Annotated in this window: 14 protein-coding genes; 5 read left to right on the top strand and 9 right to left on the bottom strand. The window is 40.7% G+C overall.

All coding sequences use genetic code 11. The features are described from left to right. The 7 genes from LNTAR_RS23040 to LNTAR_RS23010 form a co-directional block, all read right to left on the bottom strand. Positions 1 to 1,529, bottom strand: a 1,529-nt coding sequence (locus LNTAR_RS23040) for a UTP--glucose-1-phosphate uridylyltransferase (RefSeq protein WP_007281187.1), incomplete at its 3' end; no start/stop codon positions are given. Between the two features lie 11 nt (positions 1,530 to 1,540). Beyond that, the gene (galE, locus tag LNTAR_RS23035; protein ID WP_007281186.1) at positions 1,541 to 2,557 is read right to left on the bottom strand and encodes a UDP-glucose 4-epimerase GalE; all 1,017 of its coding nucleotides are present in this window, start codon (positions 2,555 to 2,557) and stop codon (positions 1,541 to 1,543) included. A 12-nt stretch (positions 2,558 to 2,569) separates the two neighbouring features. Next, entirely contained in the window at positions 2,570 to 3,727 is a 1,158-nt protein-coding gene (gene galK / locus LNTAR_RS23030; RefSeq protein ID WP_007281185.1) for a galactokinase, read from the bottom strand. A gap of 61 nt (positions 3,728 to 3,788) precedes the next feature. Further along, the gene (locus LNTAR_RS23025) at positions 3,789 to 5,531 is read right to left on the bottom strand and encodes a solute:sodium symporter family transporter (protein ID WP_007281184.1); all 1,743 of its coding nucleotides are present in this window, start codon (positions 5,529 to 5,531) and stop codon (positions 3,789 to 3,791) included. Positions 5,532 to 5,557: 26 nt separating this feature from the next. Beyond that, complete coding sequence (locus LNTAR_RS23020; RefSeq protein ID WP_202944972.1) at positions 5,558 to 6,577, bottom strand: substrate-binding domain-containing protein; 1,020 nt, start codon at positions 6,575 to 6,577, stop codon at positions 5,558 to 5,560. 159 nt (positions 6,578 to 6,736) lie between these two features. Further along, entirely contained in the window at positions 6,737 to 8,185 is a 1,449-nt protein-coding gene (locus LNTAR_RS23015; protein ID WP_007281182.1) for an arylsulfatase, read from the bottom strand. A gap of 114 nt (positions 8,186 to 8,299) precedes the next feature. After that, entirely contained in the window at positions 8,300 to 10,315 is a 2,016-nt protein-coding gene (locus tag LNTAR_RS23010; RefSeq protein WP_007281181.1) for a hypothetical protein, read from the bottom strand. Positions 10,316 to 10,399: 84 nt separating this feature from the next. On the opposite strand from LNTAR_RS23010, the gene LNTAR_RS23005 reads away from it, so the two are divergent. Further along, positions 10,400 to 10,987 (top strand): DUF3228 family protein, encoded by a 588-nt coding sequence (locus LNTAR_RS23005; RefSeq protein ID WP_007281180.1) that lies wholly within the window; start codon positions 10,400 to 10,402, stop codon positions 10,985 to 10,987. Further along, on the top strand, positions 10,987 to 11,874 hold the full coding sequence (locus LNTAR_RS23000; protein WP_007281179.1) for a Ppx/GppA phosphatase family protein: 888 nt from the start codon (positions 10,987 to 10,989) through the stop codon (positions 11,872 to 11,874). Before LNTAR_RS23005 ends, LNTAR_RS23000 begins: the two co-directional genes overlap by 1 nt. On the opposite strand, the gene LNTAR_RS22995 is transcribed toward LNTAR_RS23000, so the two are convergent. Then, a complete protein-coding gene (locus LNTAR_RS22995; RefSeq protein WP_007281178.1) occupies positions 11,871 to 12,476 on the bottom strand; it encodes a 3-keto-alpha-glucoside-1,2-lyase-like domain-containing protein in 606 nt (201 codons plus the stop codon). The two genes, LNTAR_RS23000 and LNTAR_RS22995, sit on opposite strands and share 4 nt — an antisense overlap. Positions 12,477 to 12,669: 193 nt before the next feature. On the opposite strand from LNTAR_RS22995, the gene LNTAR_RS22990 reads away from it, so the two are divergent. Then, positions 12,670 to 12,858 carry a hypothetical protein gene (locus LNTAR_RS22990; RefSeq protein WP_007281177.1) on the top strand — a complete coding sequence of 63 codons (189 nt, stop codon included), beginning with the start codon at positions 12,670 to 12,672 and terminating at the stop codon, positions 12,856 to 12,858. Between the two features lie 26 nt (positions 12,859 to 12,884). Here LNTAR_RS22990 and LNTAR_RS22985 read toward each other — a convergent pair whose 3' ends face one another. Beyond that, complete coding sequence (locus LNTAR_RS22985) at positions 12,885 to 17,021, bottom strand: DUF748 domain-containing protein (RefSeq protein WP_007281176.1); 4,137 nt, start codon at positions 17,019 to 17,021, stop codon at positions 12,885 to 12,887. A 174-nt stretch (positions 17,022 to 17,195) separates the two neighbouring features. On the opposite strand from LNTAR_RS22985, the gene LNTAR_RS22980 reads away from it, so the two are divergent. After that, positions 17,196 to 18,452 carry a hypothetical protein gene (locus tag LNTAR_RS22980; protein WP_007281175.1) on the top strand — a complete coding sequence of 419 codons (1,257 nt, stop codon included), beginning with the start codon at positions 17,196 to 17,198 and terminating at the stop codon, positions 18,450 to 18,452. Continuing rightward, positions 18,449 to 19,036, top strand: coding sequence for a hypothetical protein (locus tag LNTAR_RS22975; protein ID WP_007281174.1), 588 nt, complete (start codon positions 18,449 to 18,451; stop codon positions 19,034 to 19,036). Before LNTAR_RS22980 ends, LNTAR_RS22975 begins: the two co-directional genes overlap by 4 nt. Positions 19,037 to 19,093: the final 57 nt, after the last annotated feature.

Genomic DNA, 19,093 nt, shown 5'->3' with positions numbered 1-19,093 from the left:
GAACCGCCAGTGATTTTTTCTTTAGCTTCGGCTAGAGTCATGGCAAAAGAAGGGCGCAAGATAACTTTGGGGCCTTGCGTAAAGGGAACGCCGAGGATGAGTTCTTGTGCGGCTTCTTCAATTTCAACACCGGCTTCAGTTAGACGCTGGCGACCCACTAGGTAGAAGTGATCTTCTGCGGTGGCACTTGATTCAGGAGGACTGCCTGCGGCATGTTTAGCTGCGGCATCGACAATATTGTTTTTGTTTGCCGAGAAGCACCATTCACGAGCAAAGATTGAGACACCGACTTTTTCAGCGGGGCTGAAGAGCTTGGGTAAATCCTGCATCATGGTCTCAAGGCGCGTGGGTTTTTTGAACGTGGTCTTGCTTTCATCAGCGTATTTTGGGTTGACGAATTCGGCAATAATTCCCTGAGAATCTTCGAGAATGCGAACGTAAGAACTCAGCTTAATACAGAGTACATTGATGTTACCTGGGAACATAGAGTAACCTTGTTCATTGGGAACATCTCCCTCTGGGCTGACAGTGGCGCGGAGAAGTGGGTCGAGTTGATTGTACTCAACATTGAGTGTGAGGTCAGTTCCATTGCCTACGAGTCTTGCGAGGCCACCAACGGCTTCGCCTGGGACACGATTCACTGCGATAGAGTTGAAATCATAGTCTTTTTCTACAGAAACACCGAGTGCGGCAGGAGCTGCGTTAAAGACTTGGCCATTAGTATCCTGAATAAAGAGGAAATGCTCGATGCCTTCCTTGTGGAGCTTTTTAGCAAGTCCACTGGTGTAGAGTAACATGTGAATGTCACCGTGGCCGTGGGGCTTGAGGATAAGCTGATATTTTTCTTTGAGAGCGAGTGACCCATCGTTGTCGGCAATCGCAGGAACAAGTTCTTGACGAAGAATATGTACCTGTTCTTTTTGCAGACCAAAGTAATTGTTACTCTCAAGTGTTTCCATAGTTTTGGGACCAGTATCGCGGGAAACCATAATGATAAAAGGAATTAATCGAGGGCTTTCCATACGTGCTTCCATGGCTTTGATGCATTGAGCGTAATGGGAGATGTAGGGAGTGGATTCAAGGGTTTCCACAGCAATATCAATTTTGATGCCGTTGTAACCAAGGCGCTCGCCTAGTCCACCAGCAACCATGACGATTCCCGTTTTCTCGAATTGTTTGACGCCAATTTCTTCGTAGCGATCATATTCCGGTCCGAATTTGGAAAGGTCGACTTTACTCGGTTGCTCAGGTGTGAGTCCTTCGAAAGGGTTTTTTCCTTCTTTGGCTTCAGCGAGTAAGGTTTGAGCGTTTGCGATGTACGCAGTAAGGCCACCAGGGTAATTGGCGTTGGTTTTCTCGAGAGTCTCGGCAAAGTCAGCTTTTGCATCATCATTAGTTCCGGGCGCATCCCAATCTGCAAAGAGGTGCGTTTGTTTGTTCTCGATGAGCACTGAAAAAAGTTCTTGTTGAGTTTTAGAGAAATGCTCCCAGTTGGCTTTGAGTCCGGCGAGCTCGGCTTGATCTATCATGATGGAGCCCCTTATTTGTAACCGTTTGGATTTTCTGATTGCCATTTCCAGGCGGAAGCAATCATGTCATCCAAGTCGTATTTAGCGTGCCAAGCTAAGTCATTGTTTGCGAGAGTGGCATCAGCAGTACATTCACCAATATCACCTTCGCGACGTGGGCCAACCACAGCTTTGATCTCTTGGCCAGAAATGCGGCGGAAGGCTTCGACCATTTCTTTAACTGAGTAGCCGCGGCCCGTACCAATATTATAAATAAGCGTGCCTTTGTCTTGAGTGTCGAGTTTTTCGATTGATTTTACGTGAGCTTGGGCCAGGTCAACGACGTGGATGTAATCGCGCACACCTGTGCCGTCGGGAGTATCGTAGTCATCGCCAAAAATCGTCACTTGCTCGCGAATGCCAGCGGCAACCTGACTGACAAAAGGGAGGAGATTGTTGGGGTATTCAGGGTCTTCGCCGATAGTGCCTGATTCATGAGCTCCAACAGGATTAAAGTAACGAAGCAGTGCAACGCCCCAATCAGTAGCTTTGCCAGTATCCATGAGGATTTGCTCCATCATAGCTTTGGTGTGGCCATATGGATTTGTTGCGCCGATATGAGCATCTTCTTTAATCGGTACAGATTCAGGGTCGCCGTATACGGTAGCAGATGAACTGAAAACGATTTTATCCACATTGTTGGCTTTCATGACTTCAAAAAGGTTGAGTGAGCCAGTGATGTTATTTGAGTAGTAATAGAGAGGTTTCTCAACAGATTCACCAACGGCTTTTTTTGCGGCAAAATGAATAACTGCATGAACATTGCCTTCTTTAACAAATACCTCATTGAGTGCTTCTTTGTCGAGTAGATCAACTTTATGGAATTTGATTTTTTTACCATTAGCTAGTTGTTCAACACGAGTTAATGATTCAGTGACTGAGTTAGAGAGATCATCGACAACGACAACTTCATAACCAGAGTTGAGAAGTTCAAGGCAAGTGTGTGAGCCAATGTAACCCGCTCCACCTGTAACAAGTATTTTTTTCATGAGAAAATCCCCCTAGATTTTTTTAGTCAGAGCACCTTGTGCGGCTTGACAGATAATGGTTTGTATTTCTTTACCCGATTTTTCTTTGTATGCAAGTGCAGTTTCTTTAGCATATTGTTTAGAATCATTATTTTTCACTAAATGTATGGAGATACCGCCAAAACCACCACCACTCAGACGAGCACCAAGACAAAGGGGTGAAGCTTTGGCAATTTCGATGAGTGAGTCGAGTTCAGGACATGAATTTTCAAAATTATCCATTGAGCTTTGATGAGATTCGAAAAGCAACTGCCCGAAAGCGGCATAATCAGCATTTTTCAAAAACTCTTGGGCTTGATGAACTCGAGCGTTTTCGCCTACAACATGGAGAGCACGTTTGAAATCATTTTCAGCTAAATCGTTTTTGTGACTAAGGAGAAAGTCGAGATCGACATCGCGAAGGGCTTTGATTTCAGGCTTAAATTTTTGGAGTGTGGCTACGGCGTTTTCGCACTGTTCACGGCGTTCGTTATATTCGAGGCTTAAATCGTGTGCCACATGTGAATTTAGGACAACAAGTGCTAACTCGGTTGGGAGTGGGGTGTGATTGACAGTGATATCGCGGTATTCACTAATAACTAGTTGACCTTCTTGACCAGAAAGTGAAGTAAGTTGATCCATGAGACCAGTATTAGCGCCGATGTAATTGTTTTCACATGCCTGACCCACAAGAGCTTTTTCTTTATTTGTGAGGCCGAGTGAATAAAGTTCATCAAGACCAGTTACTAAAGTCATTTCCAGCGAGGCTGAGCTACTCATGCCAGCAGAAAGTGGGACATTTGAAGTGACTAGAGCCTCAAAAGCACCAATTTCATATCCGCGTTCTTGTAGGGCAACAACTGTGCCGCGGATATAATTGGTCCAATCTTTTCCCTCTGCGGGTTCTGCAATTTTACTGAGTTTGAACTCGCGAATACCATCGTTCATGAATGGACTGGAAACTTTGCAAGTCTCGCCTTCTATCTTGCGAAAGCTAATCTGAGTTGTGCAATTTACAGCAGTGGAGAGGACATAGCCCTCGTTATAATCCGTATGATTACCGAGAACTTCTAGACGGCCTGGGGCCTGCGCAAGAAGGTCTGGAGAGCATCCGAATGTTTCGGAAAAGAGTGGAAGGTTATTTTGGCTCATAGTTTATTTCATACAAGCCCCATGTTAAGTGAGGCTTGCCTTTGTTTTAGGATTTAATTAATTATTGCGGCTCCAGAGCTGGTGCTTCTACTGGAGCATCGGCATCTGGTATAGCGTTTTCAATCTTTTTACGTTCTTCGGCAGCTTTTTGGTATTGTTCGTATTTAGCATTACCTTCAGGGTTGTTATAGTCTTTACTTAGAGCAGAAAAATCTGCAAATATTGCATAGATTATTCCCACTAGAACAATAAGGATGCCACCGGTCAGTTTAGCATGTTTCCAAGCAGTCATGTCGACAGCTTTTACATCTTCTTGAATGAAGTCGGTTTCACGAGGCGCCACTTTCCCAATAATGAGCATGAGTATAATTATACTCGCGAAAACCATGCCGAGAAAATGGAAATTATTAATTCCAGATAAAGCTTCTTTTACTGGTGGTACGAAGTAGCCAGTCATAATGCTTATAAAACCGAAGGCAATACCAATTTTTGCTGCGATAGCAGGGACACGTTTAGTAAGCATGCCTACGAGGATTACAGAAAATAGCGGAATAAAGTAGATGGCATTCATTGCTTGAAGATAATCAAAAAGGCTTTGTTGCCCTGCAAGCATTGGAGCAATTAAAATTGAAGAGATCGCAATAACAAGACCAAATAATTTGCCTGATTTTACTACTTCATCTTCAGTAGCATCTTTTTTGATTTTTGGATATATACCTAAAGAGAAAATTGTACATGTTGAGTTGAGTGCAGAGTTAAAGGAAGAAAGAATTGCACCAACCATTACAGCGGCAAAAAAACCTGTAAGTGGACCAGGTAGAACATTTTTCACGAGGGTTCCATAGGCATCGTCATTACCTATCCCTAGGTGACCATAAAGATGGAAAGCTATCATTCCTGGGATGACAAGGTATATAGGTCCTAGAAGTTTAAGACCTCCAGTGAGAAGTACGCCCTTTTGGCCTTCAGCTAGACTAGAGGCACCAAAAGTACGTTGGATGATTTGCTGGTTAGTACACCAGTAGAATAGATTAAGAAGAACAACACCAGTAAATATGGTACTAAACGGGACGTTATCTTTTTTACCACCAATTGAGTTGAAGCGAGCAGGCTCAGTTTCCATTAAAGTATTCCAGCCAGCAATAGCACCATTACCATCACCAACGGCTTTTAAGCCAAAATATGCAATAAGAAAACCGCCGATTAATAGACCAGCGCCATTAATAGTGTCGGAAACGGCAACAGTACGAAGCCCACCAAAAAGAGCGTATATAGAGCCCAAGATACCAATAAGAACAACCATAAACCAGAGCACACCCATTTCACTGTTAATACCTGTGAGTGCTTGTACATCAAGCATATTGGAGAGGCCTTTAGCACCTGAATAGAGAACAAGAGGGAGTAAGATAACTGCGTAGGCAAGAAGGAAGATGATATCGACTATCGTACGAGTTTGATTATCGAACCTTACTCCGAGATATTGAGGTACTGTGGCGATACCTGAGCGGAGAAATTTTGGTAGGAAAAATAATGCCATGAGGACGAGAGCTACAACTGCAAAAACTTCCCAAACCATAACGTGGAAGCCATGCTGAAAAGCGGCGCCATTTAGGCCGACGAGCTGTTCTGTCGAAAGGTTAGTTAAGAGTAAGGATCCCGCAATCAGGGGGAAGGTGAGACTACGTCCACCAAGGAAGTAACCATCGCTACTTTCGTGGTCATCTTTCTTGGTAATTAGCCAAGTCGCTAATCCCACTAGGCCAGTAAAGACCAAAAATGAGATGATTGTTACTGTGTTATTCATGTTGTTATTTCTCCTTGTTTGTAAAATTATTTCTTTAAATTGCGCACCGAATCTCGTTTGATGAGTTCGGGTTCAAAAATGTGGTTTTTTGTTTGTGGTGAATAGTTTTCATCTTTTAGGAATTTGAGCATGTTTTTAGCGGCATCTCGTGCCACGTTATCGATGTGAATATTTACAGTGCTCAAAGCAGGTGATAAAAGTTTTGTAAGATTGATATTGTCAAAACCGATGATTGAAAGATCTTGAGGGATGTTTAGTTTGAGTTCTTGTGCAGCTCGGTAGACCCCGACAGCGATATAATCATTAAAACAAAATAAGGCGCTAGGGCGATTTTTTGTTTTGAGTAAAGAAAGAGCGGCGGTGTAACCATCTTCAGCTGATGAGCCACAAGGGAAAATACTGTTTGAGTTAATAGTGAGCTCATTTTTTTGCATACAGTTCATAAAACCGGCGGAACGCTCTCGGTAAGAAAGAGAACTCTCGGGGCCAGCTAAGTAAGAAATTTCGGTATGTCCACAATCAATTAAATATTGAGTCGCTTCAAAAGCGCCACTGCGATTATTAAAACCAATTGACATCGAACCAATATCACGGCTGAGATTATCGAGCATAATGACGGGTTTTTTGTGATTGCCCACAATGGAGGTGATATTATCTACGGCATTATCTTTTGCGAAAGGCGCAATAAATAAACCATCGACATTATAGGAATAGAGAGTTTGTAGAGCTTTTTTCTCGCGCTCGAGGTCTGCCATTGAATTTAAAACGATGAGGCTATAGCCTTTTTTGTGAAGGTGGTCATCAATGATTTTTATCATTTGTGTGTAAAAGGGATTGCTGAGGTCGCGAATCAACATGCCGATCAAATAAGATGGAAGCCCCTTTAAGGCATGGGCCATTTTATTTGGGGTATAGTTATGTTCTTTGGCAATACGTAAGATTTTTTCTCGGGCATTTTCGGAGATTCCTCCTTTGCCATTGAGTGCAGCAGAGACACTTACCCGTGAATAACCACAGATTTCTGCGAGTTCCTGCATTGAAATCATACCTTACACCTGTTAAGCAAGCGATTTAAAAAAAGCTCCTCAAAAAAGGAGCGGGAGAAGTTTACAGGAGTAAATTAGTAGCCTTACTCGTGTAAGTCAAGTGTTTGAAGCAAAGTTTTTTACTCTACTCCAAATCTTAATTGAGAAAGTCTGCTAGGATTACTTTTTGTTATTCTTTTTCTTTTTGGATTTTTTCAGGCGTTGTAATTCTTCAGGCGTACGTTCAGAAGCAAATTTAAAAGTAGGATTTTCTGCTGGTGTGTGTGCCTTATCCATAAGCTTAAGAAGAGCCGAAACTTTTTCGGGCAGTTGTTTTGAAAGGTCTTTTTGCTCAGAAATATCAGCTTCTAAATCAAAGAGTTCCATTTTTGGGTTGAGGTCAGTGTTGGTTTTATACAAAATTAATTTCCATTTACCCATTCTGATGGCGCGCTTGCCACCTTGTTCAAAAAATTCCCAATAGAGGTAGTCATGTTTAGTTTGTGAGCCTTTGCCTAAGAGTGTGGGGACAAATGAAATGCCATCAGTATCTTCTTGGACTTTTGCACCAGCGAGCTCACGAACAGTGGGTGAAATATCCCAAAAGGCAGAAATGTGATCACTTGTTTGACCAGCTTTGATTTTCCCTGGCCAATAGGCAATCATAGGTGTTCGAACACCACCTTCATACATGTCGCGTTTGCCACCACGTAGGACGCCATTGGAGTCAAAGCTATCGCGTTTGTGACCGCCTTCCTGCATGGCGCCATTATCGCTGGCAAACATGATGAGTGTGTTTTCAGCAAGACCTAAGTCTTCGAGTTTTTTATTAAGTAGCCCAACATTGTGATCCATGTAGGACACCATCGCTGCAAAAGTTGTCTTAGGTTCGCGCTCGTAAGAGTAGTGGGGGTGCTTGTCCTTTTTCGGTAAAAGCTTTTCTTTTAGGATTGGACGATATTTGGCTTTCCATTCTTCTTTGGCACGTAAACTCGCATGGGGGATTTGAAAGGCGAGGTGAAGGAAAAAAGGACCATCTTTCTGTCTCTCAACGTAATCGAGGGCTTCATTCATGACCACTTCAGAGCTGTAGTTGTCGCCTTCGTGAAGTGTATTGTTCGGGTATTCAACCTTGGTGACTTTACCATCATTTTTCCATAGGTGGGTGGGGAAAAACCAGTGGGCTTGTGTGTGTGAAGTGAATCCGAAAAAATAATCAAAGCCTTTTTGGTAGGGGAGAGCCGCATCGTCGGTATTACAACCCATGCCCGATTTGCCGATCATGGCTGTGTGATAACCTGCCTTTTGAAGAGCTTTTGGAAAAATCAAATCGTGGGGATCTTGGCGCATTTGGAGCATACCATTTCCACGAACGTAAGTGTTACCTGAGTGTTTACCCTCCAGTAAACAGCTACGTGAAGGGCCACAAACAGTACTGCCTGAGTAATGTTGCGTGAATTTCATTCCGTTCGCTGCCATTTTGTCTAAATGGGGAGTTTGAATAACTTTTTGGCCATAACAGCCTAGGTCTCCATAGCCGAGGTCATCGGCAAGGATATAAATAATATTGGGTTTATCTGCAGCAGAAAGATTCAGAGCAAAAAGAAGAAGAGGGATAATGAATCTCATGGGCGGTCCTTAAGTTTTTTATTATGTCTATAAATATGTTCACAGCTCAGAGTGAAATCTTTCACTTCTTTCTTTAGATATGAAGAAAAAATATTTTGGCAATAGTTTTTTAATCTAAAGTTTACGGTTGAGGTGTTCTATAATTTGGACTTTATCTTGATCAAATAAGTCTTGATTGATTTCTCTGCGATAAGCAAAAGCTTTTGAAAGTTCCTTAGTCAAACGTAAAGGATGGTTAAGAGCGAAACCTGAAGCTTCGATGATGCTACTCAAGTTGCGCTTGCTTAACTTTACCAAGCTGATGATAAATGTGGGGATGAGTATGATGAGCAAGGCATTAAAGACTCCATTGAAAACATCTGATACATTAAAAGACGAAAGTTTGGCAATGATGTAAGTGAAAGATGATCCTAGTGCGGCAAAAGTAAAAATGAGATCTCGTGAAGAGCTTGCGTTGCTAGTGTTCTTCGCAGCAGGCGCATTGAGCTCTTTTTGAATGTTTGACGTGCTTGAATTAACCTGTTTTTCTAGGTTTTTTTCAGAGCTTGAGCTGATTTTTTCGATTGAACTTACAATTAAGTTTGAGATCTTCCTGAAGGGGTTGACCATGGAATCAACAAGGCTTACAGGGGTGTCGATAATTTTAACAATTTGAGCATCGCGATGATCGCCATTGAGGGTGATTAAAATACCGCGTTTGCCAACAGTATTTACTTTGTTGCGGAGAGCGCAAACAGGTGCACAAATGTACTGAGGTTCGTTATCATTCTTTTTGTTTATTTTAAGGTAGATGCAAAACATTCCCGAACTTTTGGCGACTTTGCTATGTTCATTAACATTGGAAACTGGAATCGAGAGGTCAAAGACACGACCATCAAGAATAAGTGTTCCAGCTTCAAAGGCTGCGCGTTTTTTCGGGATGTAAAAATATTTATAATTGACGAAATTATTGCAGAAATCTACGAAATATTGCTGTAGGATGATGAGGTCTTTAAGTTGGTTTCGAAGTCTAAGTTTTTCGCCTAAGATTAGGTCTTCGTGAATGATCTGACCCAGTGTTTCGTAATGCTCTTTATCGAGATAATCCCTCAAAGTTTGCTCATCTAAGTGGCTGACTTCACCTTGAGGGCGCTTACCCATCCATTTTGAATAGCTATCTAATGCACTTTTAGTTTCTTCCCAAATTTTTTCATTGAGCTCAATGACTTGTCGTCCGAGAATTTTATTGAGGTATTCCTTAAAGAATTTTTGAAATGTTTTTTGATGAAGTGGGTTTAGGGGATTGCCGGGTCTAAGTGAATTAAATTTTTTAATCGGACTCAAGGGCAGTATCGCGAGTTCATCATCTACTTTTAAGCTATTCTCAAAGCATTCGCTTTTAATGTCTGAGGTTGAGAGTCCTTTGTCCATGGATTCGCAATATTCGAGTGCTTTTCTAGCTTGGAAAAAGTGATCGATATGATCGTGTAGTTTTGTGTAAAGCTCCCAGATCTCATCGATGTGATCCTTGAAGCTGAGCTCATGTTTTTCGCCTTCATCAATCCAATTGAGGTAATCGACGACTTGTTTGTGGAAGGAATCCAAAGCTGCCTGACCAAAGCCATCTCTTCCTGAGACGTCTTGCGAGTTCTCGCAAGTTTTGACGATAAGCTCAGCAGTTGATCGAAGTTCTTTGTCCTCAAGGTCCTCTGCGGGGATGACGCCATCGCCATTGCGAGTGCCACGAGAAAGAAGTAGCTTGTCGTTTTCTAAATCATTTAGCTTAATTAACTTGGGATCAGTTAGATTAAGGTTTTTGCATACTTCTTCTGCACAATCAACGAGCTCTTGCTTATCGGTTTTCAGGTGGGAAAAGTTGAGCTGATCACTTTTTTCGTCAAAGGCTTCTAATGAATCGTAATGAGCTAAGATATGTTTTGAGAAGTGAATGATGTCTTCAGAAAAAATACGTCCGGATTTATTGCGGTCGAGAAGAGTTTTGATACTTTCGGGAAAGTTGAGATGTTGGCATGGTGCGCTGGTGCACATCCAGAACGCTTCATGAAGTTCAGGAAGCAAGGCAATGTCTTCAGCACATTCAATAACAAACTGTCGACTTCCACCGAAATTTTTAAGTTTAGCTTTGTCCATGATGTGAAAAAACTCCCTAAGTAAGTAGTGTGAAAAACAAGACACAATATAAACTGATAAAAGCGAATAAAAAAGGTCAAAGCAATGAATATTGAGATGTGTGAGTTTGCTGAAAGGCAATACAAGAAAGATTTTTATGGAACTCGAGTAAATGAAGCCATGGTTAATAAGATGATTGACTTAGCTAAAGTTCCTTATGAAGTTATTCCAGGCTATGCTGACTTTTGTTGTATTGCAGTTTTAAAAAATCACTCTGAATCAGAGGGGTACATTTTTCCGGACTTGGAAAGTCTAACAATTGAACGTGAGGAAGCTAAAAAACTTGGTGCGGAACTGCACTGTGCTTATGAAGCGAGAAATGAAAATGAGTTAGCCGTTTTGGTTGATTGGGTAAGCGGTATCAACCCAAGTCGTGCGGAATGGGTGCATCTCATCCTTTATTCACGTGAGCAGATGGAAAAAGAGGGTGATAAAGTTAATGCGGATTGGGCAATTGTTTCGATTAATGGTGCAGCGACAAAAGAAGTAGAACCTATGAGACCAATTACTTCAATGCGAAATGCTTTAGGCGTTGAAGAGGGAGGCTCGGGTGTTGCGATTGATCGTAAAGCTTATCAAGAAAGCGTAGATTTTTGGTCAAAATATATCATGATTCGCCGCGAGGAAGTTTAATGAAAGTAGCGGTAGTCGATATTGGGTCCAATGCGATTCGCAGTACTTTTTATGGTATTGATCAGATTCATGGTGACGAGATTTTGATGAAAAAACTCTCTTATTTACGGCTCCCGATTCGTTTAGGTGAAGACGTATTTAAAGATGGCAAAATTTCTTTAGCAAAAGTGAGTAATGTCTTGAGCATGTCCCATGCCTTCAAACATTTATGTATGATTCATGAAGTGACTGACTATCGCTTAGTTGCGACCTCCGCAATGCGTGAAGCAGATAATGGGGGTGCGCTTATTGAATTGGTTAAGTCTCAGGTGGAAGTTGAGATTGAATTGATTTCGGGGGATGAGGAAGCCGAGATGATTTTTGAGAGTATTTTTCTCTGCGAGCAAGTAGATACAACTGGTTCTTATATGACGATTGATGTGGGTGGAGGAAGTACAGAAATCACTTTTCTTAACCACGGTGAGCGCTGTGAGGCAAAATCGTTTCGTCTAGGCTCTGTACGTTGTCAAAATTCTGTTGATCAAGATGAGTGGACCAAGTTTCAGCAATGGATAAAGAAGTACGCGAAAAAATATCAGCCAAGCCGTGCGATTGGAACCGGCGGAAACATTAATAAAATGCACAGGCTTTGTGGGGTTCGCAATAATAAGGTTTTATCCTTGAAAGATTTCGAGGAGAAAGTCGAGTATTTGAAGCAGTTTACTTATAAAGAATTAGTCGAAGAAGAGAAGTTGAAGACAGACCGTGCAGACGTCATTATCCCCGCATCCAACATCTACTTAGAGGCCATGCGCCAAGCAGGGGTGGATGAAATTATTGTTCCAAAAGTTGGTTTAGCAGAAGGTGTGGCAAGGAAACTGTTTCGTCATCATTTAGAGAAATCTTAGTCGAGCTTTTTGAGATAGAAATTCCGGTATTGAGCTGCGGTGTAAAAAGTGGCGAGTCCGAGTGGCTTGCTTGGTTCAACTTCTGGACGGATTGAGAAAGTTCGGTTTTGAGTGGGGTAGTAAATAATTTGCTTGCCATCCACATCCACAGTAATAGCTTTGTTGCTGACGACGAGTTTGATTTTGTACCATTGATGATTGTTGATTTCTATATCACAACTCGTCTCATTTTCAGAGGCGTCCACGCCATCGATAGAAGACAGGCCAGTGACGGTGCCACCCCAGCCTGAAATGATGAGGCTACAGAATTGCTCTTTAATGGGGAAAGTTAGTCCGACAAAGAAGTCGTTACCTTGTGTACGTTTGGCTTCCAGTTCGATTTGGTAATTATTTTTAGGAAGTTCTTGGCCCGCCCAAGTCATACCGCATATGGGGTCGCCCATTTCGAGTGTAGCAAGCTTACTTGCGAGCTTGAACTCACCACCACTTCCATAATTAGATGTTTTCCAGTTTTTAGATTCGCCTAAAAGGTCAAGCCCATTGTCTGTGTGGAAAGTGCATGAACTAAGTAAGCTTAGTATTAAAATTGTGAGGACTTTCATAGTTTTGATTCCCTTTTCTTTAATTGTACATGCAGCTATAAACTCTCACAAAGCCTGTTGATGAGATTTTATATGCATTGTTTGCTAGTTTTCTTTGTGTCTAAGTACCAAAATGTGGAGAATAAGTTTCCGTTCTTTTAATTGAAGTGTTTTTGTATATTTGTACACGAATTAACGTCAAAGGAGAAATGCTATGTCAATGTTTATGTTAAACTGCCCAACATGTTTAGTAGAAAAACCACAGAGTTGCAAACACGTTCGCCAAGTGGAAACGGAAGAAAGTGTCAATAAGAAATTCTTTACTTGTCATCAATGCCATAAAAAATATGAGATTATCGATGACAATCCCGAGCATTTAGTGGTGGGACCTGAGTTGCCATGAAATTCTGAGGATTTTCTAATAGAATTTTAGAGAGCCTCAATGTTGAGTTCAACTGTCTTCTGATTTAACTCTTCTTTTGGGGCTAAAAGAAAAACTCGCGAGGCGGGTACTTTAAGTTCGTCAATTAAAAATTGTTTCACAACTTGTGCTCGATTTAAGGCGAGTTGATCAAGCTCGTCTTTTGATATCTCAATACGTTCAAGTAAGAAAGTGCGAGCCAGTTCTTCAATATTCACTTGAGGAGCTTTTTCCTGAGCTTGAGCCTCATCCTCGGCTGATTCAGCTTGCTTATTGCTGACTAGCTCTGGTTTTGTTGTTTTGGCTTTAGTCGTTTTACGGCGGTTACGGAATTTGCTTCCACCAACTCTGATTCGACTTGAGCGAATGTTTTTTTCATTTTGAGGGGTGGTGAGTACTTGGCTTTTACTAGTGTTATCAACTTGTTCTTGCGAGGCTAGTAATGCATTCATACTTTCCCCACTCTCGTCTTCATATATTTGGGCGAGTGCAAGGGCGTTTGCATTTTCTAAGTTGGGTTTGTCGCTCCTTAATACGGCTATTTTTTTCTCAATTCTTTTCTCAAGTTGAGCATGTTTGAGTTGCTCTGTATCACTGACGTATTCATGATAGCCCGTAATATTTAGTCCCAAAGTTGGACGTTTTTCTAAAGCACTACTAAGGGTACGTAATTTTGCTTGTTCAGTTTCAGTAAGACTTACTTTTCCAGCTTCAAATTCAATTAGATTAAGGTCTTCTTCGCCACTATTTGCGAGGTTCGCAAGTAGGCTGAATGGAGATGTAGCGGCCTTGACAATGATGTTTGAAAAAACTTTCCACAATAAATTGAGAACACTAAAACTTGGGTCGTTTATGTCGCCGTGAATATTAAGGTCGAGGTCGATATTTTTCTTGTGGTCGCGGATGAGGGCGACGGCTAATTTTATAGGTAGGTTAACCGCTTGTTCACTATCCACGGATTTACCCAAATCAAAGCGAGACATGAGAACTTTGTTTTTGCCATCGAGTTCATTGTTTACAAGGCTATAATCTAGGTCTAAGGAGAGTTGACCTTCTTGGAGTTTATAACCAATGAAGGTGCCCGTATAGGGGCTGAATCCAGTTAAACCGAGATTGTCGAGGGTCATATTAAGGTCTAAGGCGAATGGCTTTGCAAGAAAACGGCTTTGTCCTTTCATTTTGAGAGGGGCATAGTTGTCAACAAAGCCCTGAAAGAACCAGTCTGATTGCTGCTGAGCGTTGTTAGAGATGTTATTGATTGACCCAGAAAATTTATCTAGAGACATTGAGAAGTTAGGACTAATGCTTAAGTCATTAAATTTACCGTGGGCATTGTTTAGGGTGAATTTTTTTATTTCGATGTGAGGTGTGAGCTTAGTTGCAGGCTTATCATTGACTTCAACTTGGTCTTTGGGAGTTTCCGTAGGAGAATTTTCTTTTAGAATACTAGCCAAATTAAGTTTCATGTTTGGGTCGAGTTCAAGGAACATTTTTGGTTCATTGACTTGAATCTCTTCTACTTTAACTGTGAGCATGAGTGGGTCGATGTCAAAACCACTAATTTTAAAGGTTTCATAGGATAAAAGCTTCTCGTCTGTTAAATCATTTAATTGAAAACCGGTACTGGTAAAGTCTCCAGATAGCTTAGCTTTTTCGTCAATATAAGAGATCTTGGTGTTAGTAGAAATCTTACATTCTTGCAATTTCACATTGAGGAATTCGGCCAAATAATTTTGTAAGTTTTTCAGCGAGAGTGGCTCAAGAATAAGGTGAGAGTCTAGAGTTAGTGGATTGAGGCCTGCTTCTGACTTGATCGAGACTTTAGCATCTTGGTTGATGAGTGCTTCAATTGAACTCGTGAAAATGTGACCTTTTTTGTTGCTTAAATCCTTTACTTTTACGTGAATATTATCGACTCTCTGTGTAGCAGCTTGGTTAATGGATTCATCCAAAAAAGTGAGGTTGATCTTGGATAAATCAATTTCGTTTACATTAACTTGCCATGGTTTGGGGTTGTCCTTGACCTTTGTTTGTGGCTCTTGTGTAGGTACAGTACTTGAATCGGGTTTCACTTGATATTTCTTGAGGCTTTTTATTAATTGACTAAAGTCAGTAGCCTTAATGAAATTTAACTCTTTCTTGGGGTTTAGATGGGCGTTGGCTTGGAAGCCTTTGAGGTCAATTTTGCCTAGTGAAACTTGCTGTTCTTTTAAATCAGCGCTGATTCCATCGATTGAAAATTGATCGAGGCGAATGAGTTCCTTGCCATTTCTTTCTTGAATGAGCAATGAACTCAAATTCATGGCACCATCACTCGAGGTGATTTGAAAATCATCTCCAAGTTGAGCTTGTGCACGACTCATGAATTCTAATTCACCTGCGATAACTTTGAATGGGAGTTCATTGGCAACATGCTCGGCTGCATTAGCAAGGTTAATAGAACGAATGTGGAACTCTGCTGCGGCTTCTCTCGTCATGATGTCGAGACTTCCTAAAACGTGGATGCGTGAGTTAGGATCTACAGCTTCATATGCTTGGAGTATTTTAGTATCACTTAAAAGAAGTTTATCTGTGAGGTCATCTTTTACAGAAAAATCGATGAGTTCGATTTCAGTTTTAATCTTCCCTTTGATTAGTTGAAATTCATCGTTTAATGCGATTTCATAGTCAAGGTTTTGGAGTAAGGAACCTTGGTCAACAGTTATGGGTAGCTGGAAGCGAGTGAGGTAGGGGTTAGAAAAAGCCAGCTGGAAATTATTGAGCTTAATATCGCCTGTACTTTGGATGGGAAATAGAGCACCTTGTGAATTGAGCTCAAATTTAGCGGTGTCATTAATGGTGAATTGACTCGCCATGGAGAATTTTTCCGCATGCTCACTATGTAAGTTTTTTAAAGAGAATTCAATATCTTCAATTTTTGCGTGAGGTTTCTCTTGGGTACTTTCATCGGTAAAGTAGGCGTTGAGTTTCTCGCCTCGTACTTCTTTGATCACAAAATTTATAGGTGATTTTGCTAAGCTGATTCCATTTTTTTGATTTGATGGAGAAGAAGCGTTTGTTTGAGGAGCTTTTTGTTCACCTATCAAAGCTTGTGTAAAGGCATCTAATTCGGTTAAACGAAGAGATTTTGGGAGACCCGTTTCGAGTAAAGTTGAGTAAGCGTTTGTATCAGTGAATTCAATTAAAGGGACAATTAGGTTTTGAGAATTCAGATCATAAGATACATCTGATATCTTCAATGCATTCAACTGAATTAGGGGAGACTTATCTTTGTACTCCACATTAAATTGATCGAGTGTGAATTGTCCATCACTGACCTGGAATGATAATTTCTTGTCAAAAGATGTTGTGTAGTTCAGTTCAAGCCCAATATCTCCCGATACAATGGTGAAGGGCAATTCGTCCGCAAAGGCATCGTAAATGTTTTTAATCTTCGCACCATTAATTTTTAGTGTCCCCTTTGAGCTTAGAGGTGAGATATTAACTTGGCCTTGCCAATGTAGACCTGCATTATGTTCGGTAAGTATTCGAAAGTCGTAGTGGTTATTTTTATCTTTGTTAATTTTGGTATGGAAATTACTGATGCTCAAATCAATGGAAGGTACTTCAAGTGACTTTTCTTTGCCTCGAGAGAGGTCTTTAATAAGTACTTGCCCATCTGTAACCGTAAATGATTTAATAAAAATCGGTGGGATTGGTGTGGGTTCATCAACTTCTTGTTTTGGTAGTTGATTGAGAGTTTCGATAATGTCGCTGAAGTTAAAGAGCTGAGCTGTAAGTCGAGAAACTTTTACCTGTGGCTTTTTTAGGGCGATCTCGTTAAAGTTCCAAGAGAAAGTAAAAATTGAGCTCAATTCGAAGTTTATGTAAAATTCTTCCCAGCTTAAAAACTCGTTATTATCTGTTTCAAGTATAGCAAATTTTTTAATACTTATGCTATTGCAGAATGGGTTGATGGAGATTTTTTCAATCTGAACTGGTCGTTGAATGAGTTCAGAAATCTGCTTGGTGGCTTGGCTTCGAACGATGACGGGCGCAATAAGCCCAAGAAATATAAAATAGAAAAATACACAAGAAATCAGGGTGATTCTAATACGGCGAGTTTTTTTTGTTTGCCCTAGATAAGGAGAAATTTTTTTTAGCATAAAATAAGTGTTTTTAATTTTAATTATTGCTTAAACTACTCTTAGATTTGTTTTTGAGTAAACAAAATTATGAGCTTAACCATAAAATAACGAAATTTAGTCATTAAGGATGAAAAAGTAGATAAACAGAAGCGCATAACTTATATTCACTTATATACTTTTTTGGAGACTACAATGATATTTCGCATCATTAACTATATTTTACTTAGTTTAATCTTGTTTTCTTGCGCCTCAAATAATGAGCCAAGTGAATTGGAGGAGATTGAAAAAGCTGACGATGTAAAGATAGAAGAAAAAGCAGAATTGGCTGAAAAAGCGGAAAAATCTGTTTTGGGAAGTGTCTTAGAAAATCCCGATGTTTACCTCAATCAGACATTGTCTTTAAAGGGAATGCTCGACGCTGTTGAGTTTAAAAAACTTGGGAAGCATTCTCATTTAGTGAGTTTTAAATTTATACCCGAAGAGCGCATTGATGAATGGGCGCAAATTCGTTATGATGCAGAAAAGTATACTTTTATCACTCGTCTTCAGGAGGCTGACAAGGGTTTTACCAGTCACAAAGACGTGGATCTCTATATTCGTCCGGAAGCAAGTAAAAAAATGGTGAATATGGCGCATGATTTTAAGGCGGCTTCCCAAGAGATTAAAGCCATGGGTTACGTATTGAGTGGCTTGGGTAAAGATTCCTTATCTTCAGGTGTCGATCAGATTGCCAAGGCTTTTGAACAACTTGGTGATGCCTTTTTCGCATTGGAAGCTGCAGCAAAAAAAGGGAATGAAGAAGATTTGAAAGATGAAAAAGTACAAAAAAAATGTGAGGAGTTTGAAGAAGCTTTATTGAGTGGCGGAAGGATTTTATTGCGCCTGTCTAAGCAATTGCAGACTTCGCAAATTCTTTTAACCAAGGGCTTGCACTCCTTTGACTATGAAAATCGCTTAAGTCTTAAGAAATCTTATGCGATTCTAACTCAAGCAAGTATGATTCGAGCTCATGCGTGGTATCGACGTCAAGAAGGAAAAACGACTCAAGCGGATATGAGCTTAGCTCTGGCTGAGGCCTTAACTTTGGTAGGACAGGGGAATAAAACACTTCATCTCGGCTTTAAAGAACTTGCGGTTGAACTTGATAAGACGGCAGTGAACTACGCTTTGAAAGTTGGGCCAGCCTTGCAGTGTGCTTACTTAGGCTATAATCGCAGTCACCTTGAGCGTTGTAGCAAGAAATTGCAACAGGTTCCAGGTAATATCCCAGTGACGATTACTGGAACATTACTTAAAAGTAATTTAAGGGAACAAGTGGGTGTACTTTGGCTAAAACTTAACTCATTTGAAGTTGATGGGTTTGGGATGTTGTTTCCTTTTGATGATAAAAGTTCATCAGAAATCAAAGCTTCTGACCTCTATGAATGGATGGAAGGAGTGAAAGAATGATGAAATATTTATTGACATTTATTTTTGTTCTGTTTCTAATGAGCTGTTCCAGTTCAGAGACGATTGAACGAATTGATGCTGAGGCCATTCAAGTTGAGATTAAAGACTTAGTTGATAAACCAGAAAAATACACAAATAAACTCGTTAAATTCAGTGGTTATTTAATCGGCTCCGAGTTCTCTCAATACGATGAAGCAGGCATTTTTGTACTATGTCTCGCAGATGAACCGATGAGTGGAGATTTAAGCGAGAGAATAATTTTCCCTGATATAAAATATAAAATACGAGTCGCAGAAGATGGATATAATGACTCTGTTCTTAAACAGTGTTATACCTTAAGTCAAAAGGCAGGGAAACTGGGCTTGCCAGTGGGGGTTGTGGGGGTGTATGCCCCAGGACATTCCTACTTTTATTATCACAAGGGGGTTGATGTTTATTTGCAGGAACTTCATATCGACTCGCGTATGCTCAATACTGACTATGAAGACAAGTCAAAGTTTTCACATGAAGCGCCAGGGACGTTCAAAAAAGTTTATCAGGGCGGAAAAAAAGTATTTGAAGTCATAAAAGACCTTATTCCATAGACTTTATGAAGATTGAGAGATCCTGAATTTACCAATATTTTCTAAATCCATTTCCCG

The organism is Lentisphaera araneosa HTCC2155 (genome assembly GCF_000170755.1).
Classification (GTDB): domain Bacteria; phylum Verrucomicrobiota; class Lentisphaeria; order Lentisphaerales; family Lentisphaeraceae; genus Lentisphaera; species Lentisphaera araneosa.
Note: the sequence above shows the minus strand (reverse complement) of the source record. Positions and strands in the feature narration are given on the sequence as shown.